General features: G+C 70.9%; 19 protein-coding genes and 5 pseudogenes. 8 read left to right on the forward strand and 16 right to left on the reverse strand.

The annotated features are described in order from the left end of the window. Positions 1-5 precede the first annotated feature (5 nt). The 3 genes and pseudogenes from hisI to BJF85_RS27020 form a co-directional block, all read right to left on the reverse strand. Positions 6-383, reverse strand: a complete 378-nt coding sequence (gene hisI, locus BJF85_RS02360; protein ID WP_075845575.1) for a phosphoribosyl-AMP cyclohydrolase — start codon at positions 381-383, stop codon at positions 6-8. A gap of 79 nt (positions 384-462) precedes the next feature. Next, a pseudogene (gene hisF, locus BJF85_RS02365) lies at positions 463-1,235 on the reverse strand (imidazole glycerol phosphate synthase subunit HisF). Between the two features lie 604 nt (positions 1,236-1,839). After that, positions 1,840-2,109: a hypothetical protein gene (locus tag BJF85_RS27020; protein WP_139320423.1), complete on the reverse strand. Its 270-nt coding sequence runs from the start codon at positions 2,107-2,109 to the stop codon at positions 1,840-1,842. A gap of 419 nt (positions 2,110-2,528) precedes the next feature. Between BJF85_RS27020 and BJF85_RS27025 the strand changes: the two genes are divergently transcribed. Both BJF85_RS27025 and BJF85_RS02375 read left to right on the forward strand, forming a co-directional pair. After that, positions 2,529-3,275 carry a hypothetical protein gene (locus BJF85_RS27025; RefSeq protein WP_139320424.1) on the forward strand — a complete coding sequence of 249 codons (747 nt, stop codon included), beginning with the start codon at positions 2,529-2,531 and terminating at the stop codon, positions 3,273-3,275. An 11-nt stretch (positions 3,276-3,286) separates the two neighbouring features. Then, positions 3,287-3,700, forward strand: coding sequence for a PPOX class F420-dependent oxidoreductase (locus tag BJF85_RS02375; protein ID WP_075845576.1), 414 nt, complete (start codon positions 3,287-3,289; stop codon positions 3,698-3,700). Positions 3,701-3,730: 30 nt separating this feature from the next. On the opposite strand, the gene priA is transcribed toward BJF85_RS02375, so the two are convergent. The 4 genes and pseudogenes from priA to BJF85_RS02395 all read right to left on the reverse strand — a co-directional run bounded on the left by priA (position 3,731) and on the right by BJF85_RS02395 (position 7,444). Beyond that, the gene (gene priA / locus BJF85_RS02380; RefSeq protein ID WP_075845577.1) at positions 3,731-4,468 is read right to left on the reverse strand and encodes a bifunctional 1-(5-phosphoribosyl)-5-((5-phosphoribosylamino)methylideneamino)imidazole-4-carboxamide isomerase/phosphoribosylanthranilate isomerase PriA; all 738 of its coding nucleotides are present in this window, start codon (positions 4,466-4,468) and stop codon (positions 3,731-3,733) included. 98 nt (positions 4,469-4,566) lie between these two features. Further along, positions 4,567-5,195, reverse strand: a pseudogene (gene hisH, locus BJF85_RS02385) (imidazole glycerol phosphate synthase subunit HisH). A gap of 9 nt (positions 5,196-5,204) precedes the next feature. Beyond that, positions 5,205-6,356 (reverse strand): MFS transporter, encoded by a 1,152-nt coding sequence (locus BJF85_RS02390; RefSeq protein ID WP_075845578.1) that lies wholly within the window; start codon positions 6,354-6,356, stop codon positions 5,205-5,207. A gap of 81 nt (positions 6,357-6,437) precedes the next feature. Continuing rightward, positions 6,438-7,444 (reverse strand): annotated as a pseudogene (locus BJF85_RS02395) (PHP domain-containing protein). A gap of 469 nt (positions 7,445-7,913) precedes the next feature. Here BJF85_RS02395 and BJF85_RS29450 point away from each other — a divergent pair. Together BJF85_RS29450 and BJF85_RS02400 are read left to right on the forward strand one after the other, a co-directional pair. Beyond that, positions 7,914-8,639, forward strand: coding sequence for a hypothetical protein (locus BJF85_RS29450; protein WP_255375334.1), 726 nt, complete (start codon positions 7,914-7,916; stop codon positions 8,637-8,639). Continuing rightward, entirely contained in the window at positions 8,555-10,186 is a 1,632-nt protein-coding gene (locus tag BJF85_RS02400; RefSeq protein ID WP_369822051.1) for a VanW family protein, read from the forward strand. The genes BJF85_RS29450 and BJF85_RS02400 overlap by 85 nt, the downstream gene beginning before the upstream one ends. Positions 10,187-10,256: 70 nt before the next feature. Here the strand turns inward: BJF85_RS02400 and BJF85_RS02405 are convergent, their stop codons facing one another. The 5 genes from BJF85_RS02405 to BJF85_RS02425 form a co-directional block, all read right to left on the reverse strand. After that, a complete protein-coding gene (locus BJF85_RS02405; RefSeq protein WP_075845580.1) occupies positions 10,257-11,333 on the reverse strand; it encodes a Glu/Leu/Phe/Val dehydrogenase dimerization domain-containing protein in 1,077 nt (358 codons plus the stop codon). A gap of 116 nt (positions 11,334-11,449) precedes the next feature. After that, complete coding sequence (locus BJF85_RS02410; RefSeq protein WP_075845581.1) at positions 11,450-12,334, reverse strand: 1-acyl-sn-glycerol-3-phosphate acyltransferase; 885 nt, start codon at positions 12,332-12,334, stop codon at positions 11,450-11,452. Next, on the reverse strand, positions 12,331-13,101 hold the full coding sequence (locus tag BJF85_RS02415) for a GNAT family N-acetyltransferase (protein WP_075845582.1): 771 nt from the start codon (positions 13,099-13,101) through the stop codon (positions 12,331-12,333). The genes BJF85_RS02410 and BJF85_RS02415 overlap by 4 nt, the downstream gene beginning before the upstream one ends. A 196-nt stretch (positions 13,102-13,297) precedes the next feature. Further along, complete coding sequence (locus BJF85_RS02420; protein WP_075845583.1) at positions 13,298-14,257, reverse strand: electron transfer flavoprotein subunit alpha/FixB family protein; 960 nt, start codon at positions 14,255-14,257, stop codon at positions 13,298-13,300. A gap of 32 nt (positions 14,258-14,289) precedes the next feature. After that, positions 14,290-15,075: an electron transfer flavoprotein subunit beta/FixA family protein gene (locus BJF85_RS02425; protein ID WP_075845584.1), complete on the reverse strand. Its 786-nt coding sequence runs from the start codon at positions 15,073-15,075 to the stop codon at positions 14,290-14,292. Between the two features lie 210 nt (positions 15,076-15,285). Between BJF85_RS02425 and BJF85_RS02430 the strand changes: the two are divergent. The 4 genes and pseudogenes from BJF85_RS02430 to BJF85_RS02445 all read left to right on the forward strand — a co-directional run bounded on the left by BJF85_RS02430 (position 15,286) and on the right by BJF85_RS02445 (position 18,784). Further along, positions 15,286-16,151: pseudogene (locus BJF85_RS02430) on the forward strand (DegV family protein). Positions 16,152-16,218: 67 nt separating this feature from the next. Further along, positions 16,219-16,437: a hypothetical protein gene (locus BJF85_RS02435; RefSeq protein ID WP_075845585.1), complete on the forward strand. Its 219-nt coding sequence runs from the start codon at positions 16,219-16,221 to the stop codon at positions 16,435-16,437. 81 nt (positions 16,438-16,518) lie between these two features. Next, positions 16,519-17,285, forward strand: a pseudogene (locus BJF85_RS02440) (class I SAM-dependent methyltransferase). Beyond that, the gene (locus tag BJF85_RS02445; protein ID WP_075845586.1) at positions 17,282-18,784 is read left to right on the forward strand and encodes a glycoside hydrolase family 57 protein; all 1,503 of its coding nucleotides are present in this window, start codon (positions 17,282-17,284) and stop codon (positions 18,782-18,784) included. Before BJF85_RS02440 ends, BJF85_RS02445 begins: the two are co-directional and overlap by 4 nt. A 171-nt stretch (positions 18,785-18,955) precedes the next feature. On the opposite strand, the gene ggt is transcribed toward BJF85_RS02445, so the two are convergent. The 4 genes from ggt to BJF85_RS02465 form a co-directional block, all read right to left on the reverse strand. Then, positions 18,956-20,815: a gamma-glutamyltransferase gene (ggt, locus tag BJF85_RS02450; protein ID WP_075845587.1), complete on the reverse strand. Its 1,860-nt coding sequence runs from the start codon at positions 20,813-20,815 to the stop codon at positions 18,956-18,958. 76 nt (positions 20,816-20,891) lie between these two features. Then, a complete protein-coding gene (locus tag BJF85_RS02455) occupies positions 20,892-21,545 on the reverse strand; it encodes an SRPBCC family protein (protein WP_255375335.1) in 654 nt (217 codons plus the stop codon). Further along, positions 21,542-21,763, reverse strand: a complete 222-nt coding sequence (locus BJF85_RS29455) for a hypothetical protein (protein WP_075845589.1) — start codon at positions 21,761-21,763, stop codon at positions 21,542-21,544. Before BJF85_RS29455 ends, BJF85_RS02455 begins: the two co-directional genes overlap by 4 nt. Continuing rightward, a complete protein-coding gene (locus tag BJF85_RS02465; protein WP_075845590.1) occupies positions 21,760-22,293 on the reverse strand; it encodes a hypothetical protein in 534 nt (177 codons plus the stop codon). The genes BJF85_RS29455 and BJF85_RS02465 overlap by 4 nt, the downstream gene beginning before the upstream one ends. Positions 22,294-22,325: the final 32 nt, after the last annotated feature.

The raw sequence follows: 22,325 nt of genomic DNA on the forward strand, positions 1-22,325 counted from the left end.
GCGGGTTACGCCGGGTCGGCCAGCAACAGGTCCGCGTCGAAGCACGTGCGCGCACCCGTGTGGCACGCCGGCCCCGTCTGGTCGACGCGCAACAGCAGCGTGTCGGCATCGCAGTCCAGGCGCACCTCACGCACGTACTGCGTGTTGCCCGACGTCTCCCCCTTGACCCACAGCTGCCCGCGGCTGCGCGAGAAGTACGTCGCCCGGCGCGTCGCCAGGGTCTGCGCGAGCGCCTCGTCGTCCATCCACGCCACCATCAGCACGTCCGACGTCGCGTGGTCCACGACCACCGCACACACCAGCCCGTCGGCGTTGCGCTTCAACCGCCCCGCGATCCCCGGGTCGAGACCGCCGGCTCCACCGGCTCCGCGATTGTCGCTCATCGGACCTCCAGTGCCTTGCGGGACACCCGCACCCGGTCGGTCCCGATGAGCGCAGCTCCGCAAGCTCCGCGATTGTCGCTCATCGGACCTCCACGTTCCCGGCACGGAGCGCCTGCTTCACATCGCCGATCGTGAACTCGCCGAAGTGGAACACGCTCGCCGCCAGCACTGCGTCCGCGCCCGCCTCGACCGCGGGCAGGAAGTGCTCGACCGCGCCCGCGCCGCCGCTGGCGATCACCGGCACCTGGACCACCTTGCGCACCAGTCGCAGCAGCTCGAGGTCGAACCCGGCCTTCGTGCCGTCGGCGTCCATCGAGTTGAGCAGGATCTCCCCCACGCCCAGCTCCTCGCCACGGGCCGCCCACTCGACCGCGTCGGTGCCCGTGCCCTTGCGCCCGCCGTGCGTGGTGACCTCGAACCCGGACGCGTCGGCTCGCCGCCCTCCGGTACGCGCCGCGCGTCGACCGACAGCACGACGCACTGGGCACCGAACCGCTCGGAGGCCTCCCGGAGCAGTTCGGGGCGGGCGATGGCGGCCGTGTTGATGCTGACCTTGTCCGCGCCGGCTCGCAGCAGCCGGTCGACGTCCTCGGTACTGCGCACGCCGCCGCCGACGGTCAGCGGGATGAACACCTGCTCGGCCGTGCGCCGGACGACGTCGAACGTCGTCTCGCGGTCGCCGGAGGAGGCCGTGACGTCCAGGAACGTCAGCTCGTCGGCGCCGGCGGCGTCGTAGGCGCGCGCGAGCTCCACGGGATCACCCGCGTCCCGCAGGTCGACGAAGTTGACGCCCTTGACCACTCGCCCCGCGTCGACGTCCAGACACGGGATCACCCTCACAGCAACGGACATGGTTTAAAGACTAAGAGGTCGCGCGCAGCGCGTCCGTTTGGGCGGCGGTGGGAGACGGGCGGGCGTAAGAGGTCGCGCGGAGCGCGTCGGTTCGGGCGGTGGGTACGCCGGTGCGGCCGCCAGCGTACCCATCCACCGGAATAAAAAAACGCAAAACAGTAAAAATTACCCCGAACAGATCCCGCCACACGTTAGGACCGGTACGTCCGTAGAATCCAAGAATTGTGACGACCTACCCATCAATGGTCACGACGCAACCGGCCGAAACACCCGGAACCGCCTCGCTCGGGGACCGTGCGGACGTCCCCGAACCGCGCCCCGCCCGCCGGGCCGGCTCGTGGCGGACGAGAATTTCGGCCGTTGCGTCCGTCCTCGGCGGAACCGCGCTGATCACCGCCCACGGCCAGCACTACGGTTTCTGGATCATCGACGACGCGGCGATCTCGTTCTCGTACGCGCGCAGCTTCGCCGAGGGCCTCGGTCCGGTCGTGCAGGACGGAGGGCAGCCCGTCGAGGGGTTCTCCAACGTCACGTGGACGCTGCTGTTGGCCCTCGGCAAGCTGGCCGGCCTGTTCGACCGCGGCACGATCCTCGGGATGCCGGACTACGCGTTCTTCCCGAAGGCGCTGGCTCTCGTGCTGTGCGCCGGAATCCTCACGGCGTGCCATGCGGCGCTGTCGAAGGTGCAGCGCCGGCCGTGGCTCGGCACGCTCGCGGTGGGCGCGTTGCTGGCGAGCACGCCGTCGTTCGTCATCTGGATCGTGTCCGGGCTCGAGAACGCGTTGTACGGCCTGCTCATCACGACACTCGCCGTACTGGTGTTCCGCGCGGCCCTGGACGGCAGGGTGCTGCGCAGCCGACTGGCGATCGCCACCGGGCTCCTCGCCGCGCTCGCGGCGCTCACCCGCCCGGAAGGTCTGATTTACGGCGGGGTGTATCCGATCGTCGTACTCGGAATGCTGTGGAGTTCTGCCGGGCAATCCCGTGATTATTCCGCCGAACAGCCGACGGGACGGTTCACGTTCACCGCGAGTATCCGGCACATTCTGATCTCCGTCACCGCGTTCCTGGTGCCCGTTACCGCGTACTTCACGTGGCGACGCGTCACGTTCGGGGAATGGTTGTCGGCTCCGTCGATCGCGAAATCGCAGAGCCTCCCCGCGCCCGAGGACTTCACGAAGATCGGACAAATCGTCGACTATGCGGGGGCGCCGGCGATCGTATTGGTCGTGCTGATGGCCGGCCTGGTGCTCGCGCGGGCGCTGGTGGCGGCCGGGGCTGCTCGCTCTACTGGTGCCGCTGGGGCTCGCGTTGACCGCGTTCACGGTCCTCGAGGAGGACTGGATGGGCGAGCTGCGATTCGCCACGCCGATCTGGATCCTCGGCGCGCTCGTCACGGTGCTCGTCACGACCGAGGCGTTCCGGCGGATGCGGGTGCGCGGCCGGGTCGTCGCGATCGTGGCGCTCGTGGTCGCGCTCGTGGGCACCGGGGCGACGTTCGTCAACGCCGCGAACGACTTCCGCGCCAACCCGACCCTGTCGGCCTGCCACGTCGCCGACCGCTACGGACGGGCGTTCAACGGCTACGCCGACACGCTCGGCCTGCAACAGGCGAGCCTGTTCATGCCGGACCTCGGCGGCTCGTCGATGACCAGCCGGTTGGAGATCGTCGACATGGCCGGCCTCACCAACATCGAGATGGCGCACCTGATCAGCGATCGCGAGTACGACGAGATCCGCGACTACGTCTTCGAGGAGACCCGACCGACGTTCATCCACACCCGACTGCCGTGGCACAGCCTGCGGGACGACGAACGACTGCAGCGCGACTATCACCAGATCTACGCACTCCCGGGCGACGATGCGTGGCCGGACGGCGACTGGGTCCGCAAGGACGCCGTGCCGAACCGGGAGGCGTTGCAGCGGGTGCGCGACTACGCCGACGAGGTCACCGTGCCGTTGATGAACTACCTGCACGATCCGCTGCGCGCCTGCGGCGACACCATGCACGTCGGGTCCACCCCGCCGCGTTCCGACTAGAGTGTGCGGCCATGAGCGAATCGGCCGAGAACACACCGGAGACGTCGACGGCCGAGCAGCTCGGCGCCGAGAAGTACGTGCTGCTGACGACGTTCCGCCGGTCGGGCACACCGGTGCCGACCCCGGTGTGGATCGCACCGTCCGACGGTGAGCTCGTGGTGTTCAGCGAACGCAACGCGGGGAAGGTCAAGCGGATCCGGGCCGGCGCCGACGTCGAGCTCACCGCGTGCGACATGCGCGGCACGAAGACCCACGGGCCGGCCGTGCGCGGGACGGCACGCGTGCTCGACCACGAGGGCAGCGTGCGCACCAGGACGGCCATCGCCCGCAAGTACGGCCTGTTCGGCCGGCTGGTGCTGTTCGGCAGCCGCCTGCGCGGCGGCACGAACCGCACGGTCGGCATCGCCATCCGCGTCGCGGAGTAACGCCCCCAAAGCTCCCGAGGGCCCCAAAAATCAGGCGGAGGCTACTGCTTCCAGGGCTTCGGGGAGGGTGAAGGCGCGGGCGTAGAGCGCCTTGCCGACGATCGCCCCTTCGACGCCGTCGCACTCGAGGGTCGCCAGTGCGCGCAGGTCGTCCACACTGGACACACCGCCGGAGGCGATGACGGCCGCGTCGGTGCGCGCGGTGACCTCGCGCAGCAGGCCGAGGTTCGGGCCCTTGAGGGTGCCGTCCTTGCTGACGTCGGTGACGACGTACCGCACGGCCCCGTCGGTGTCGAGCCGCTCCATGACCTCCCAGAGGTCGCCGCCGTCCTGGGTCCAGCCGCGCGCGGCGAGCCGGTAGCCGTCCTCGCCGATGCGCACGTCGAGGCCGATGGCGACGCGGTCGCCGTACTCGGAGACGACCTTGGCGCACCAGTCGGGCGATTCGAGCGCCGCGGTGCCGAGGTTCACGCGCCGGGCCCCGGTCGCCAGGGCCGCCTTCAGCGATTCGTCGTCGCGGATGCCGCCGGACAGTTCGACCGCCACGTCGAGCTTCCCCACGACGTCGGCGAGCAGCTCGCGGTTGGAGCCCTTGCCGAACGCGGCGTCGAGGTCCACCAGATGCACCCACTCGGCGCCGTCGCGCTGCCAGTTCAGCGCAGCCTCGAGGGGGGAACCGTAGGACGTCTCGGTGCCGGCCTCGCCCTGCACGAGCCGCACGGCCTGGCCATCGGCCACATCAACGGCCGGAAGAAGTGTCAGCGTCACGAGAGCCCACTGTAAGGCCCGGCTGGGCCGTTCGGGCCACAGGGGCGAGTCCGACACCCGCCGTTCACCGGCACGTCCGACTCACCGCCGCACGCGGTTCAGAGGCGACCGAGCCAGTTCCGCAGCAGCTGTGCGCCCGCGTCGCCGGACTTCTCGGGGTGGAACTGGGTGGCGCACAGTGCGCCGTTCTCGACGGCGGCAACGAAGTCCTCGCCGTGGTTGGCCCAGGTCACGAGGGGCTGCTGACCGCTGAGCTCGGACTGCATGCTCCAGGTGCGCACCGCGTAGGAGTGCACGAAGTAGAACCGCTCGTCGGGGTCGATCCCGGTGAACAGCTGCGAACCCTCCGGCGCGCGGACTGTGTTCCAGCCCATGTGGGGCAGGATGTCGGCCTGCAGCCGTTCGACCGTGCCGGGCCACTCGCCGGTGCCCGCGGATTCGACGCCGTGCTCGACGCCGCGGTCGAACAGGATCTGCATGCGACGCAGATGCCCAGCACGGGCCTGCCGCCGGACAACCGCTTGCCGATGATGCGCTCCCCCTGCACCGAGCGCAGGCCTTCCGCGCACGCGGCGAACGCGCCGACGCCGGGCACGACGAGCCCGTCGGCCTCGACGGCCGCATGCGGATCGGCGGTCACCTCGACGTCGGCGCCGGCGCGCTGGACGGCGCGTTCGGCGCTGCGGAGGTTGCCGGATCCGTAGTCGAGAATCACAACAGAAGGCACGGGTCCAGGTTAACCCTTGCGCCGGGCCGACATCGCCACCGGCAGGAGCGCCAGCGACGACGCGGCGAGCAGGCCGAACGCCACCCCGTAGGTGGAGCCGGCCACCACGGCACCGACGGCGACGGCGCCCACGCCCTGGCCCGCGTCGAACGCGACGTTCCAGGAGATGCTCGCCTTGCCCGCCGAGGTCCGGCGGAACATGGCGACGAGGGACTCGTTCTGCACGGCGCCGAAGCCGATACCGAACACGACCATCGACACCACGACCAGCCACATCGGCCCGGTCTCGGCGAAACCCGCGTACCCGGCGAGGCCGACGCCGACCAGCGCCAGCGCCGGCGTCAGCAACCGGCCCGCCGACCGCGCGCCGATGCGGCCCGCCGCCCACCGCGACAGGGTCGTCGCCAGCGGCATCAGCAGCAGCGCGATCGACGACTCGGGGGTCAGCAGCACGATCGGGGTGAACGTGGTGAGCGCACCGAGGCCGGTGGAGGCGGCGAGCATCGGCAGCCACGGTTTCCACGTGACCCGCGCGGTCGTGAGCAGGCCACCCCCGCCCGCGGGTTCGGTGGTCGGATGTGCGGGCGGCAGCAGGTAGGCCGGCAGCACGGCCAGCGCAGGCAGTGCCGTCGACAGCACGAACACCGCGACGAAGCCCCAGTGCTCGGCGAGCCACGGACCGGCAGGCAGGCCGATCAGCTGGGGAATACCCGTCGCGAGCCCGTAGATCCCCGACCCGCACGACACCGCGGACGACGGGAGCAGTTCGGCGATCAGCGCGCTGCCGCACACGGTGAGCAGGCCGAAACCGATGCCGCGCAGCAGCGAGATGGTCAGGATGCCGGGCGAGGAGGTCCACACGATCAGCAGCGGCGTCGGCACGCCGAGGAACGCGATCCCCCACAACACCGCGATCCGGTAGCCGTACCGCCGTACGAACACGCCGGTGCCGAGTTGGGTGACCACGGTGCTGGCCATGAACACGCCGGTGGCGGCGCCGGCGGCGAACGTGCCCGCACCCTGGTTGACGGCCCACAGGGGAACGACCGGCAACAGCAGCGCATAGCCGCACAGCGCGACCGCCGTCGCCACCAGCGACAACCGGAACGGGCCGTGCCGCCAGGGCGAGGCACCCGCTGATTCCGACCCGCCGGCAGACATAGCGACAGTTCTAGTACGTCCGTACAGTTCTGTCAGCACCCGGGGGTGAGACCCTGCGCACCGGCCGCCCGCCGCGGCCGGTCATCGCCGGGCGGCCCAGGCGACGAGGTCCTCGGCGGAGAGGGTGTTGACGATCCGCTCAGCCGGTACGCCGCACTCCTCGGCCCGCACGCAGCCGAACGCCTGCCACGCCAACTGCCCCGGCGCGTGCGCGTCGGTGTCGATCGCGAACCGGCAGCCCGCGTCCTGGGCCGTGCGCAGCAGCCGGCGCGGCGGATCGCGGCGTTCGGGGCGGGCGTTGATCTCCACCGCCACGTCGCGGTCCCGGCACGCGGCGAAGACGGCGTCGGCATCGAACTCCGACTCCGGCCTGCCGCGTCCCGTGACGAGACGCCCGGTGCAGTGCCCGAGAATGTTCACCCGCGGATTCGCCACCGCCGCCAGCATCCGCGCGGTCATCTCCGGCTTGGGCATCCGCAGCTTCGAGTGCACGCTCGCCACGACGACGTCGAGCCGGTCGAGCAACTCGGGCTCCTGGTCGAGGGAGCCGTCGTCGAGGATGTCGACCTCGATGCCGGTGAGGATCCGGAACGGGGCCAGCGTCTCGTTGAGCTCGGCGACCACGTCGAGCTGCCTGCGCAGGCGTTCGCCCGACAGGCCACGCGCCACGGTCAACCGGGGCGAGTGGTCGGTGAGGACGATGTAGTCGTGCCCGAGCGTGCGGGCGGCCTCGGCCATCTCCTCGATCGAGCTGCCGCCGTCCGACCAGTCCGAATGCGTGTGACAGTCGCCGCGCAGGGCCGCCCGCAGCGGCCCGCCGTCGGGCAACTCCCCCGCGCCGCGCGATTCGAGGTCGGTCAGGTACGCAGGCTCCCTGCCCTCGACGCGTCGGCGATGACCGAGACGGTGGACTTGCCGATACCCGGCAGCTGCGTCAACGTGCCGCGGGCGACCCGGCGCGCGAGCTCGTCCGTCGACAGATCGGCGACGACGGACGCGGCGTTGCGGAACGCCCGCACGCGGTACGTCGGCTCACCGGAGCGCTCCAGGTGGAGCGCGATCTGCCGGAGCACGTTGACCGGATCCATCACCCACCCCTGACCACGACGTCGACCACCAGCCTGACCCTGGACACGAGCACGGCCCAGGCAAGCAGCACGCATATCCGTCCGCTTGCTTGTGCGAATTTCACATTACTACGATCAGATGACACGGGCATCGCGGTTCGGATGCGAACTCGGATTGCCGTCGGACCCCGCCACGGGTGACCGGCACATATACCCGGTGTGAAATCCCCGTCAGCCATCCGGAGCAGTGCGCCATACGACGGGAGTAGTGCCGCAGCCTGCGAAAACGCCACCGGCGACACATACGGGGGCGCGTACAGCGGCGCTGTGCACGGGCCGTATCTTGGCCCGGTAGTCGGGGTCCGTTATCACATACACAGGGCGCGGAGGGGTTGTCTTGCCGCAGGAACCTCGGTGGCCAGAGCCTTCGGAATCTCAGCCGGACGAGTGGCCCGAGTCGCACATCGAGCAGACCGACATTCTGCCTGCCGTGCCGAAGAGCACGGGAGACGCCGAATCGACGGCCGGTGGGTCCGGCGAGACCGGCGCGGGCGACGCAGCCGGTTCGTCCGAATCCGCCGCCGGAGCCACGTCCTCCGCGTCCACCGCGCCGGGAACGTCTTCGGCGGAAGATTCTGCGGTCGACTCCTCTGCGGGCGATGACGCGGCCTCCGACGCGGAAAGCACGCAGTACCTGCCCGCGGCCGGCGCGGCCGGTGCGGGTGCAGGTGCCGACTCGGACGCCACCCAGGAGATCGCCTGGCCGCAGTCCGACGCCGAGGCCACGCAGTACGTCGCCGGTCCCACCGCCGCGAGCGGTGCGGACGCGCCGACGACCCCGGCCGCGCCCGCGCAGACCGGCGCCGAGTCGGCCAACGAGACCACGCAGTACATCGCGCCCGTGCCGACCGACGACTCCCCCACGCCGCAGCACATGACCGCGGCGATGCCGGCCGCCGGTGCGGCGCGTACGGCGGTGCGGCCGCGGCGGCGAGTGGCGCTGGTGGCAGCGGCGGCGCTGCCGACGGGGTCAGCGCCGTCGACGACGGCGACGGTTCCGGCGGCGAGCGTTCGGGCGGCAAGGCCCGCAAGCCGCTGCTCATCGCGGCGGCCGTCGTCGGCGTGCTCGCCGTGGCCTACGCGGTGGACCTGTTCGTCACCTCGGGCGATGTCCCGCGCGGCACGGTCGTGGCGGGCGTCGAGGTCGGCGGCATGAGCCAGAGCGCGGCCGAGGACAAGCTTCGTTCCGAGCTCGAGCCCCGCATGACCCAGCCCGTGCAGTACCGCGCCGGCGAGGTCGAGGGCGAGTTCGACCCCGGCGAGGCGGGGTTGCGACTGAACTGGACCGAGACGCTCGCCGAGGCCGGCGATCAGCCGCTCAACCCGGTCACGCGGATCAGCTCGTTCTTCACCGACCGCGACATCGACCCGGTGACCGACACCGAGCGCAACCAGCTCGAGAACGCGCTCGTCGGCATGCAGGACACGACCGACCGGGAGCCCGTCGAGGGTGGCATCGAATTCGAGGGCGCCACGCCGAAGGCGATCGAACCCGAGGACGGTCAGGAACTGAACGTCGAGCGCGCCGAAGGCATCGTCGTGCGCAACTGGGCCGACGGCCGGCGGCTGGACCTGCCGGTGAACGCCACGCCCGTGTCGATCAGCAAGGACGACGTCGAGACGATGCTCAAGGACGTCGCCGAGCCGGCCGTGTCCGGGCCGGTGCTCGTCCGCGGTGAGGGCGCCGACGGCACCCTCGAGCCGGAGGAGATCGCCGCGGGCCTGAGCTTCGAACCGGAGGACGGCAAGCTCACCCCCAAGATCGACCACAAGGCGATGATCGCCGGCGTCGAGGACGACCTGTCCGACACGATCAAGGAGGGTCGCGACGCCGAGATCGTGTTCGAGGGCGGCCGGCCCACGGTCAAGCCGCACGAGGACGGCAACACCATCAAGTGGGACAAGACCTTCGAACCGCTGATGGACGTGCTCCAGCAGACCGATCGGCGGGAGCTGCAGGCCGAGTACGAGGAGGAGCCGGCCGAGGTCACCACCGAGGAGGCGGAGGGCCTCGGCGTCAAGGAGGTCATCGGCGAGTTCTCGACCGGCGACTTCGCCTCCGACTCCGGCGTGAACATCCGCCGCGTCGCCGAGCAGGTCAACGGCACGATCATCAAGCCGGGTGACACGTTCAGCCTCAACCAGCACACCGGTCCGCGCACGGCCGCCCAGGGCTACATCGAGGCGGGCATCATCGAGGACGGCGCGCCGGGCAAGGCCGTCGGCGGTGGCATCTCGCAGTTCGCGACGACGCTGTACAACGCGTCCTACTTCGCGGGCATGACCGACGCGGGGCACCAGGAGCACAGCTACTACATCAGCCGGTACCCGGAGGGCCGCGAGGCGACCGTGTACCAGACGGCCGACGGTGCCAGCGTGATCGACCTGGCGTTCACCAACGAACTGCCCAACGGCGTCGCGATCCAGACCGAGTGGACGCCCAGCAGCATCACGATCAAGTTGTGGGGCACGAAGAAGTACGACGTGCAGTCCCGCACGGGCGATCGCACCAACGTCACGCCGCCGGAGACCAAGCGGGGTCCGCGCGGGGACGACTGCTCGCCGAGTGAGGGCGCACCCGGCTTCACCGTGACCGACACGCGCGTGCTGCGCGACGTCGAGTCCGGCGCGACCCGCGAGGAAGCGCGCACGGTGCGGTACAACCCGCAGCCGAAGATCGTCTGCGGCGGCCGCGACCGGTAGTCGCACGAACCACGACGAGAGGCGGGCCGGACCCATCGGGGTCCGGCCCGCCTTTCCGTCGGCCAGGGACTCAGCGCAACGTGAGGATCGAGCGCAGGTTCGACACCTCGGACATCCGCCGTTCGGCCAGCCGGTCCGCGGCGGTCACCGGCGGCACGCCCTCCTCGTCGGCGAGTGCGAACACGGCCTTCGCCGTGTCGTACAACGACGTCGCCCGCAACCGGGCCCGATCCGGGTCGAAACCGCGCAGCTCGTCGCTGACCTGGATGGTGCCGCCCGCGTTGACCAGGTAGTCGGGTGCGAACAGCACCCCACGGTCGTGCAGGAGCTTCTCGACCCCGGCGTGTGCGAGCTGGTTGTTGGCCGCGCCGCACACGACCTTGGCCCGCAGTACGTCGACGGTGTCGTCGTCGAGCACGCCGCCGAGGGCGCACGGCGCGAAGATGTCCACATCGGACGCCAGCAGCGTGGCGGTGTCGTCGACCACCTCGACGGACGGATGCACGGCCCGCACGCGGTCCACGGCACGTTCGTCGACGTCGGTCAGCACGATCTCGGCGCCGGCCTCCACGAGATGGCCGACCAGCAGCCGCCCGACCTTGCCGACGCCCTCGACCCCGACGCGCCTGCCCTTCAGCTCGGGGCTGCCCCAGGTGTGCTCGGCGGAGGCGCGCATGCCCTGGTACACGCCGAACGCGGTCAGCTCGGAGGAGTCGCCCGCGCCGCCCTCCTCGCGGGAGCGGCCGGTGGCGAACGAGGTCTCGCGGGCGATGACGTCCATGTCGGGCACGTAGGTGCCGACGTCGCAGGCGGTGATGTAGCGGCCGCCGAGGGACTGGACGAATCGGCCGTAGGCGCGCAACAACGCCTCCGACTTCGCCGTCGCCGGGTCGCCGATGATGACGGCCTTGCCGCCGCCGAGGTCGAGCCCGGCGAGCGCGTTCTTGTAGGCCATGCCCTTCGACAGCGCCAGCACGTCGTCGAGTGCGGAGTGCTCGTCGGGGTACGGGTAGAAGCGGGTGCCGCCGAGCGCGGGCCCGAGCGCGGTCGAGTACACCGCGATGATGGCCTTCAGACCGGTGGCACGGTCATGACAGTGGACAACCTGCTCGTGGCCGCTCTCGCGGCCGAATACACCGTCGGTCACGGTTGTGACTCCCTTGTCGTTCCTCCCGGCCGACCTGTGGGCGCGGCCGGGTACTGGGTGCGGTACTGCCACGGCGTGGCGCCTGCGGGGTCACCGCAGGCCACACCGCCTGTCGGTCAAGATAGACCGGCACGCACCTCGGGGGAAGCGACGTCGGTCGTGCGCCGCCGGACCTGCGCCGGTACCGCGGCGCCCGGGACGACGGTGACCGTGCCGAGCGCCGACCCGACCGCGGCCTGGGCGAGCGCGGCCAGCTCCCCGCGGTCGGCGGCCCGACCGGGGGCGATCTCGGGGCACACGGTCAGTTCCAGGGTGAGGTCCCGCAGCGCCACGACGCGGCGCAGGGAGGCGATGAGCGTCTCGGGGCCGATGAACGCGGCGCGGGTCGTCTCCCGGCCGCCGGCGAGGTAGCGCAGCGCGACCGGCCGGACGGGGACGCCGGCGTCGATGGCCGCCTGGAACGTCGCCGGTGCGAACCGCCCGGACGCCGCACCGCACCACGTGGTGCCCTCCGGGTTGACGGTGACGAGCGAGCCCGACCGCATCGTGTCGGCGAGTTCGGCGACGGCCGCCGGCAACGTCGACAGCCGTTCACGGTCGAGGAACACGGTGCCCGCGCGGGACACGAGCGTGCCGAGCACCGGCCAGCTCGCGATCTCCCGCTTGGCCAGGGCCCGCATCGGACGCACCGCGCTGAGGCCCATGATGTCGACGAACGAGATGTGGTTGCTGACCACGAGCCCACCGCGACCGCTGCCGTCGAGGTCGCCGCGCACGACGAGCCGGATCCCCAAGGCGCGCAACAGGGTGCGGAACACGGTCCGCACCACGCGGTCCCGTCCCGGCAGCACCGCCAGGATCGGCACGATCAGGGCCGCGGCGACGAGCACACCCACCGCGCCGGCCATCCGCAGCGCCCGGCGAACCCGGCCCACGGTGGCCTCGTCGTGCGTCAGGCACGCGTCGCCGCACGGCGAGGCCGGCATCCACGCGTGGCTCATGAGCCGATCCCGAGGAAGAACTTGAGGTAACGCTCGTCCACCCGCTGCAGGTCGAGCAGGACGAAGAAGTCGGCGACGCCGAACGCCGGATCGTGCGCCGGGGCTCCGCACACCTGGGCGCCGAGCCGGACGTACCCGCGCAGCAGCGGCGGCAGCACCGGCCGCGCCGGGCGGGCGATCTCGTCGCCGTCCCACGCGTGACGCGGGCTCACGCGGTGCGCCTCGTCGGCGAAGTGCTTGCTGCGCACGATGTCCCACACGCCCGCGGCCAGCGCGCCCCCGTCGGACAGCGGCACCGAGGCGCAGCCCGCGAGGTAGCGGTGGCCGGACAGCAGCATGTAGCGCGCGATCCCGGCCCACACGAGGCTCACGACCGCGCCGGTGCGATGCCGGGCGTCCACACAGGACCGTCCGGTCTCGACGAGCGAGCCTCTCAACGGGTCGAGGTTGCCGAGGTGGAACTCCGTGTCGGAGTACAGCCCACCCGCGTCCCGCGCCCGGTCCGGCGGCAGCATGCGATACGTGCCGACGATCTCGTCGGTCGCGTCGTCGATGACGACGAGGTGATCGCAGAACTCGTCGTAGTGGTCGACGTCGAGGCCGTCCGATCCGGGTTCGAGCTGGGCGCCCATCTCCTCGGCGAACACCCGGTGGCGCAGGCGCTGTGCCGCGAGCACCTCGTCGGGGTCGGAGGCGACCCGCAACGAGTAGCGCGGCATGTCACCGTCGCTCCGGTCCGTACTGAGCAGTAGCTGTGACCGCGTCATGACAGGGATGCTCGCCCCGCCAGGCAAACCCCGGCCGACATCGACCGTGGCCGACGGCTGCACACCCGGTGAACAGCCCGTTCACACCCGCCTCACACACACGCGGCACGGCCGCCCCTCCCCGTGGGGAAGGACGGCCGTCCCGGTGAAACAGGGTCCGGCGCCCGGCGGGAGGGCCGCCGGCACCGGTGGGCACTCAGCCCTTGCGCTTGCCGACCTCGTCGGTCAGCTGCGGGGCGACGTCGAACAGGTCGCCCACGACACCGAAGTCGGCGATCTCGAAGATCGGGGCCTCGGCGTCCTTGTTGACGGCGACGATCGTCTTCGACGTCTGCATGCCGGCGCGGTGCTGGATCGCACCGGAGATGCCCAGCGCGACGTACAGCTGCGGCGAGACCGTCTTACCGGTCTGACCGACCTGGAACTGCGCCGGGTAGTAGCCCGAGTCGACGGCGGCACGGGAGGCACCGACGGCCGCGCCGAGCGAGTCGGCCAGCTTCTCGACGACCTCGAACTTCTCCGCCGAGCCGACGCCGCGGCCACCGGCCACGACGACCGACGCCTCGGTCAGCTCGGGGCGGTCCCCGCCCACGACCGGCTCGACACCGGTCACCTTGGCGGCCTTGGCGGCGTCCACCGCGGGCAGCGCCACGGTCTCCTCCGCGGCGGCACCGGCGGCCTCCTCGGCCTCGACGGCGCCGGGGCGCAGCGACACGACCGGGGTGCCCTTGGCGGCCTTGGCCTTCACGGAGAAGGCGCCACCGAAGATGGACTGGTCGACCGAGCCGTCGGCGTTGACGCCGACCGCGTCGACGAGCACGCCGCCGCCGATGCGGATGGCGAGCCGGCCCGCGACCTCCTTGCCCTCGGCCGTGGCCGACACCAGCACGGCGGCCGGCGAGGCCTGACCCGCGACGGTGGCGAGCGCGTCGACCTTGGGCGTCACGAGGTAGCCGGTGGCGTCGTCGGACTCGGCGACGTACACCTTCGCCGCGCCGTAGGACGCGAGCGCGTCCTTCACCTTGCCGGCCGTGCCGGGGGCGGCCACGACGACCGCGGACGCCTCACCCAGCGCGCGAGCGGCGGTGAGCAGCTCGAATGTGGACTTCTTGACCTCACCGTCGACCTGGTCGACGAGCACGAGTACTTCAGCCATGGTTCGTCTCCTTGAATGGAATGAGGTCTGTCTCAGATGAGCTTCTGGCCGACCAGGTACTCGGCGACCTTGGTGCCGCCGTCGCCGTCGTCCTCGACCCGCTCACCGGCCGCACGCGGCGGCTTCGGCGCGGCCTCGAGCACGGTCGAGGCGGCACCGGACAGGCCCAGATCGGCGGTGTCGACGCCGAGGTCGCCCACGGTGAGGGTCTCCACCGGCTTCTTCTTGGCGGCCATGATGCCCTTGAAGGACGGGTACCGCGGCTCGTTGATCTTCTCGGTGACGCTCACGACGGCGGGCAGGCTCGCCTCGAGGTTGGTCAGACCGTCCTCGGTCTCGCGGACGACCTTGATGGTCGAGCCGTCGACGGTGACCTCGCGGGCGTGCGTCAGCTGCGGCAGGCCGGCCAGCTCGGCGATCATCGCCGGGATGGCGCCGCCGCGGCCGTCCGAGGCCTCGTTACCGGCGATGACCAGGTCGTAGCCGTCGACCTTGCCGAGGGCGCCGGCGATGACCTTCGCCGTGGCGATCAGGTCCGAGCCCTGCAAGGCCTCGTCGGAGACGTGGATGGCCTTGTCGGCGCCCATGGACAGGGCCTTGCGGATGGCGTCGGTGGCGCGGTCGGGACCGACGCACAGGACGGTCACCTCGCCCTCACCGGCCTCCTTGATCTTGAGCGCCTCCTCGACGGCGCGCTCGTTGATCTCGTCGATCACGGCGTCGGCGGACTCACGGTCCAGGGTGTGGTCACTCTCGTTGAGCTTGCGCTCCGAGTACGTGTCCGGCACCTGCTTGACCAGGACAACGATGTTGGTCATGGAACTCCTTTAGGCGCAATGCAGGGCGTTACTGAGCGGTAGATTATGCGCAAACCCACTGGTACGCGTCCTGAGGTGACCACGTTCACCCGGAATCGCGATTTAGTGGGACGATCGTTCAGATAACTGGCGGATCCAACTTCGTCACTACACCATGCACACGGCTTTTGTCCGAATGTCGCAGCAAGGTCACCCTAATGGGTGTCAACGATGGAAGCGGGCGTTAACCTGTCGACCGTGCCTGTTGCCGTCATTACCGACTCCACCGCCAGCCTTCCGGACAAGGTCGCCAAGCAATGGGACATCTCGGTCGTGCCGGTGCAAGTCGTCGTGGGCGACCAGGTGGACGACGAGAACCGCTGGGACCGCCAGGAACTCCTGCGCCGCCTGCACGCGCAGGAGAACATCAGCACCCAGCCGCCCGACCCCGGCGCCTTCTTCTGGACCTTTCAGGACGCCATCAGCGCCGGAGCGACGGCCATCGTCTGCCTGCATCTGTCCAGCAAGCTGTCCGCCACGGCCGAGGCCGCCCGCGAGGCCGCCCAACAGGTGCGGGTACCCGTCTATGTGCTCGACAGCGGGACGACGAACATGAGCCTCGGGTTCGCCGCCATGTCCGCGGCCCGCACGGCCGCGTCGGGCGCCCGGTGGAACGCGTGATGGCCGCCGCCGACAGCCGCATCCGCGGCAGCAGCGAACTCATCTACGTCGACACCCTCGAGTACCTACGCAGGGGCGGACGCATCGGCTCGGCCGCCGCACTGCTCGGCACGGCGCTCTCGATCCGCCCGTTGCTGACGGTCGCCGACGGCGAGGTCGCTCCCCTCGCGCGCGTGCCCGGGGCCAAGCGAGCCCTGAACAAGATGGTCGACATCGCCGTGGAACGCGCAGGCCAGCAGGCCGTGGACGTCGCGATCACCTGCGCCGAACCCGGCGAACGGGAGCAACGGGTCTCCGGCGAGCTCCGCAGGAGGCTCCCGCAACTGCGCGAGCTGATGCTCGTGAACGGCAGCAGCGTGATCGGCGCCCACGTCGGCCCCGGCGCCCTGGGCATCACCATCGCCCCCGCCCTGTAGATCGGCGCCCTACGGCGGGGGTTTTCGGCGCTATCCTGGCAACGTCGCCCGAGTGAGAGGAACCGGCATGTCCCTGATGAAGAGCGCACTCCGCTTCGCCAAGAGCGCCGCGGGCAGGCGCGCCTTCTACGAGGCCAAGCGGCTCGCCCAGGACCCGCGCACCCGCCAGCAGGCCAAGGAGGCCTTCGACAAGATCCGCAACAAGGGTGGCAACGGTGGCCGGGGCGGCAGCGGCGGCGACGCAGGTGGCCCCAGCGGTGGGCCCCAGCCGCCTGCCGGTCGGTGACGCCGCCGCGACCACGACCCGCTGGTAGCGGCACGGCTACCGGTGAGTACGGCGCCGCGCCGCGGCGGATAGGCTCTCGGCGTGGACACGAGTCGCGCCGAGGCCCTGCATCTCACCGGTGAGCGCACGGTGCCCGGGGTCGCCGAGGAGAACTACTGGTACCGGCGGCACGAGGCGGCCTACCACGTGGTGACGCCCTACTGCGCCGGTGCGGCCGTACTGGAGGCCGGCTGCGGCGAGGGCTACGGGGCGGCCCTGCTCGGTGCGCACGCCGCCCGGGTCATCGCCCTCGACTACGACGAGGTGACCACCGAGCACGTCGCGCGGGTGTACCCGGACGCGGCCACGGTGCGCGGCAACCTCGCCCACCTGCCCCTGGCCGACGCGAGCATCGACGTCGTCGCCAACCTCCAGGTGCTCGAGCACCTGTGGGACCAGTACGGATTCCTCGCCGAATGCCGGCGCGTGCTGCGCCCCGGCGGCACGCTCGTCGTGACCACGCCGAACCGGCTCACGTTCACGCCCGACAGCGACGTTCCGCTGAATCCGTACCACACCCGGGAACTCTCGCCGTCCGAACTGGACGAGATGCTGCGCGAGGCGGGTTCACGGTGCAGCGCCTGGACGGCCTGCACCACGGTGCCGGCGTACGTGAACTCGACGAGCGCTACGGCGGGTCGATCATCGACGCGCAGCTGGAGGTCGTCATGGGCAGCCTGCCCGGCCAGGCGCAATGGCCGGAACAGCTCCTGGCCGACGTCGCGGCGATCACCGCCGACGACTTCGACATCCACGACCGGGACCTCGACGCGAGCCTCGACCTGATCGCCGTGGCGGTCCGCCCGTGACCACGCCCGACACCGGCTCCGAGGGCACCTTCTGCCTGGTGCTGCACAGCCATCTGCCGTGGCTTCCGCATCACGGCATCTGGCCGGTCGGCGAGGAATGGCTCTACCAGGCGTGGGCGCATTCGTACCTGCCCGTGGTCGATCTGCTGCGCCGGTTCGCCGACGAGGGCAGGCGCGACGTGCTGACCCTCGGCGTCACCCCCGTGCTCGCCGCGCAGCTCGACGATCCGTACGCCCTGCGCGCGATGCACGACTGGCTCGGCACGTGGCGCCTGCGCGCCGAGCACGCCGCCACACTGTGGGGCGATGACGAGACGCGCTCCGACCTCGCGGCCTACGAGTACCGCGCCGCCGCCGGCGCGCTGGATGATTTCGGGACAACGTGGCGGCACGGATTCTCCCCGCTCCTTCGGTCGCTTGTGGACGGTGACACGATCGAGCTGCTGGGTGGCCCGCTGACCCACCCGTTCCAACCGCTGCTCGACGACCGGGTGCGCTCGTTCGCGCTGTCGGAAGGACTGGCAGACACCGAGTTGCGACTCGGCACGCGACCCCGCGGCATCTGGGCACCCGAATGCGGCTACGCCCCGGGCATGGAGGCCGGCTACGCCGCCGCCGGGGTGGAACGATTCCTCGTCGACGGGCCCTCGTTGCGCGGCGACACCGCCGCCGCACGCACCGTCGGCGACTCCGACGTCGTCTGCTTCGGCCGCGACCTCGAGGTGACCTACCGCGTGTGGTCGCCCAAATCGGGCTACCCGGGACACGCGCACTACCGCGATTTCCACACGTGGGCCGGCGAGGTCGGCATCAAGGCCTCTCGCGTCACCGGCAAGGAGATCCCGCCGCACGCCAAGGCCCCCTACGAACCGGCCCGCGCCGCCGACACCGTCGGCATGCACGTCAAGGACTTCGTCGACACCGTGGTCGCGCGCCTGCGCTCGCTGCGCGAACGCGACGGCCGGAAGGCGCTCGTCGTCGCCGCCTACGACACCGAACTGTTCGGGCACTGGTGGCACGAAGGTCCACAATGGCTCGAAGGCGTCCTCCGCGCCCTGCCCGAGGCCGGCGTGCACGTCACCACGCTGCGCGGAGCCGCCGACGCCGGCCACGTCGCCGGCCCCGTCGACCTGCCCGCATCGTCCTGGGGCTCCGGCAAGGACTGGCGAGTCTGGGACGGCGAACAGGTCGCCGACATGGTCGAGGCGAACACCGCACTCCAACGCCGCCTGCTCGCCATGGACATCCCCCGCACCCGCCGCGACCCCGTCGCCGACCAGGCCGTCCGCGAGGCGCTCCTCGCCCTGTCCAGCGACTGGGCCTTCATGGTCACCAAGGACTCCGCCGCCGACTACGCCCGCCGACGCGCCCACGAACACACCGACCGCTTCGACCGACTGGCCGCCGGGTACGCGACCGGCGACCCGGCCGTGGCCGGCCTGGCCGAGCGGTTCCGGCGTGCCGCCCCCTTCGGCCGCCTGGACCCCCGAAGCCTCTGACCCCGGTCAGGGGCGCGGGTGCCGCGGGCGCCGTGTCAGCACCCCACGCGGGCGTGTCAGCATCCTGCGTCGCCGTGTCAGCGTTCTGTGGCGACGACACGGCGACCAACGAACCGCCGTTCCAGCCGGTCGCCGTTCCAGCGGATCGCCGTGTCGGGCGGCAGCGGGGCGTTACCAGCGGCGGGTCGGCGACACGACGGCCGCCGAACCACCGCCCTGCCGTTCCGGCTCCGCAACCGCTTGCGCCCTGCCACCGGGCAGGAGCTCGATCGCGGCCACCACACCGATCGACGACGTCTCCGACAGCTCGTGGCCGAGGGCCGTGAGCTCGTCACCGTAGGCGTCGACGAAACCGGGCTCGGCCGTGACCTCGGCCGTGTTGTGCTGGTACGCCCGCGGCGCCGCCACCGCCGACGGCAGATCCATGCCGAGATCCATGCGGTTCAACATCGTCTGCGTGACCGTCGTGATGATCGTCGAACCACCCGGCGAACCCACCGCCAACCACGGCTTGCCGTCCTCGAACACGATCGTCGGCGTCATCGACGACCGCGGCCGCTTACCGCCCTCGATGCGGTTCGGGTCGGTCTCGTCGTACACGTGGCTGAAGTCGGTCAGCTCGTTGTTCAGGATGAAACCCCGGTCCGGCACGGTGATCCCGCTGCCACCGGTCTGCTCGATCGTGAGGGTGTACGACACGACGTTGCCCCAACGGTCGGTGACACTCAGGTGCGTCGTCGACGGGCCCTCCGAGTTGGGCCGATCGGCACGCGGGCCCTCCGCCCCGTCACACGGCGTCGAGTAGTCGCCGTCGGCATCGCCCGACGCCACCGGCTTGTCCGCGGCCCGGTTCGGATCCAGCTCGCACGCCCGCTCGGCCGCGAACTCGTCCGACAACAACTCCTCCAACGGCATGTCCACGAAATCCGTGTCACCGCTGTAGGCCGCACGGTCGGCATACGCCAACGCCGACGCCTCGAGATAGTGGTGCATCGCGTCCGCCTCGGACATCGACGGCACATCGAACTGCTCGAGAATGTTCAACGTCTCCGCCGACGTGTGCCCACCACTGGACGGCGGCGCCATCCCGTAGATCTCGTAACCGCGATACTCGTGGCTCGTCGGCTCCGGCGTGTTCACCGCGTACTCGGCGATGTCCTCCGTCGTCATCTCGCCAGGAGGTACCGGCAGCTCCGTACCCTCCACGACCGGCGGACTCTGCACGGTGGCGGCGATCTCCTCCGCCAAGGCGCCCTGGTAGAAGCCGTCCATCCCCTCGCGCGCCATCAACCGGTACGTCTCCGCGAGATCCGGATTGCGGAACGTCGAACCGACCGCGGGCGGCTCCCCGCCGGGCAGGAACAACTCCGCCGTCGACGAGATCGCCGCGAACCGTTCCTGGTTGTTCGCCGTCATCCGATGGAACGTCTCGTCGACCTCGAACCCGTCCTCCGCCAACGTCGCCGCCGGCTCCAACGCATCCGCCAACGAACCGCTGCCCCACGAATCCAACGCGGCCTGCCACGTGGCGGGCGTTCCCGGCACGCCGACCGAGGCGCCGCTGGTGACCATGTCCGGGAAGAACGTGTACGTCTCCCCTGTCGCCGGATCGATGAACGCGTCCTTCGGCATCGCCGCAGGCGCCGTCTCCCGGCCGTCGATCGTCTCGACCGTGTCGCTCGCCGCGTCGTAATGCACGAAGAACCCGCCGCCGCCGATCCCGAGGCTGTACGGCTCGGTGACCCCCAGCGCGGCAGCCGTCGCGACCGCCGCGTCCGTGGCGTTGCCACCGTTACGGAGCACCTCGATACCCACCTCGGTCGCGTCGGCATCGACCGAACTCACCGCACCGCCGTGCCCCTCGGCGACCCACTGCTTGTCCTGCTTACCCCGCTCCGACGCGCCGACCCCGGCCGCCGCCGGGTCCACCGGGTCCGCCGCACTGGCGGAACTCGCGACGACAACCCCGGCCCCCACGGCCACGGTGGACAGAACGGCCAGCACTCGGGTGCGCGGACGGCGTGCAGACATAGGCGCTCCTTCGGTTCCTTCGCCGCGAAATTGTCGCGCCCCACGTGAATCGGACACAAGGAACTTTCGGAGGCCGTCAGGACTGTTCCGACCCGCTCCCCTCGTCGGCGTCGCCCTCGTCGACGACCGCACCGTCGCGGATCTCGCCGCGCCACCCCTGCTCGCCGTCCTGGTCGAGGATGGTGCGGGTCATCATGTGCCGTTTGATGTGCTTGACCTCCAACCGCACCCGCCGACCCTGCGCGCGCCACAGATTGGCCGTCTTCTCCACGAAACCCTGCGGGTAGTACTCGAGCACCAGCACGATCCGTGTCAGGGTGGGCGCGAGCTCGTGGAAGGTCACAGCACCGTCGACATACCCCTTGGCGCCGGAGGACTTCCACACGATGCGCTCGTCCGGAACCTGCTCCACGATCGTCGACTCCCAATCGCGATGCGAGAGGAAGATCTGCGCCCGCCACCTGAGCTTCTCCTCGGACTCCTGCTCCACCTTCTCGACCTTCCTGGTGAAGCTCGGATAGTCCTCGAACGCGGTCCACTGGTTGTAGGTGACGCTCAACGGCAGGCCGATGTCGCATTCCTCGACGATGTTGACGACCTTGCCACCGCTCTTCGTGCTCCCGCCGCCGACGGCCTGCTTCACCGTGTCGGTCACCGTGTCCTTCACCCGACCCGCGCCCGCCCCGAGCGCGGCCTTCAGCGGGCCCTTCCCTTCAGCAAGACCCTTCACACCAGCCAACGCCGCACCCACCCCGCGCCCGAACCGCCGCCGGACGTCAGCTTTCCGGCCAGGTCGGTCACCCGGCCGGTCAGCGACCCCACCGCACGCGACACCACGGCCTCGAGCAGGTCCTGCCCCGCGTCCGTGAGCCGGTCGAGCGGCAGTTCCTCCAGGACACCGCCCCGTACGGCACCGGAGGACCCCTTGTTCCGGTCGTCCTCGCTCATCGCCCACTCCCTGCCTTGCTCGCACCGCGCTTGCCCGAGCCGGATCCGGCCGTGCGCCCCGGAGTCCGCGGCGCACGCGGCTTGCGCTGCGCACGGCCACCCGACTCTGCCGAGTCGCCGGCATCATCGGAGTCGGCGGGACCGGAGTCGGCGCCGGAGTCGGAGTCCGTAGCCGGGTCGTCCGCGGTTCCGGTATCGGTGTCGTCGATATCGGTGTCGGCGTCGGGTCCGCCGCGGATGCGGTTGGCACGCTCGGTCAGGCTGTTGCCCAGCGAGTCGATGCCGTCGCTCGCCGCGGCGACGGCCGCCGTCCGGGCCGCGCCGACGAGCCGATCGCGCAGGGCATGCGTGACTTCCCCGCCGACCGCTCCCGCAGCGGACCCGCCGTCGCCGTCCGCACGCGAACCACCGCTCGACAGTCGGCGGCCGACCAGGACACCACCGGCCATGAGTGCCAGTTTCATGCGGCGACTGCGCCCCAGCGCATAACCGACCGCCATCGCCAGGGCGGTGCGAGGTGCCTGCTTCATCGTCAACCTCCTGCTGCCGCGATGAGGCAGAC

It is taken from the genome of Saccharomonospora sp. CUA-673 (assembly GCF_001942305.1).
GTDB lineage: Bacteria > Actinomycetota > Actinomycetes > Mycobacteriales > Pseudonocardiaceae > Prauserella.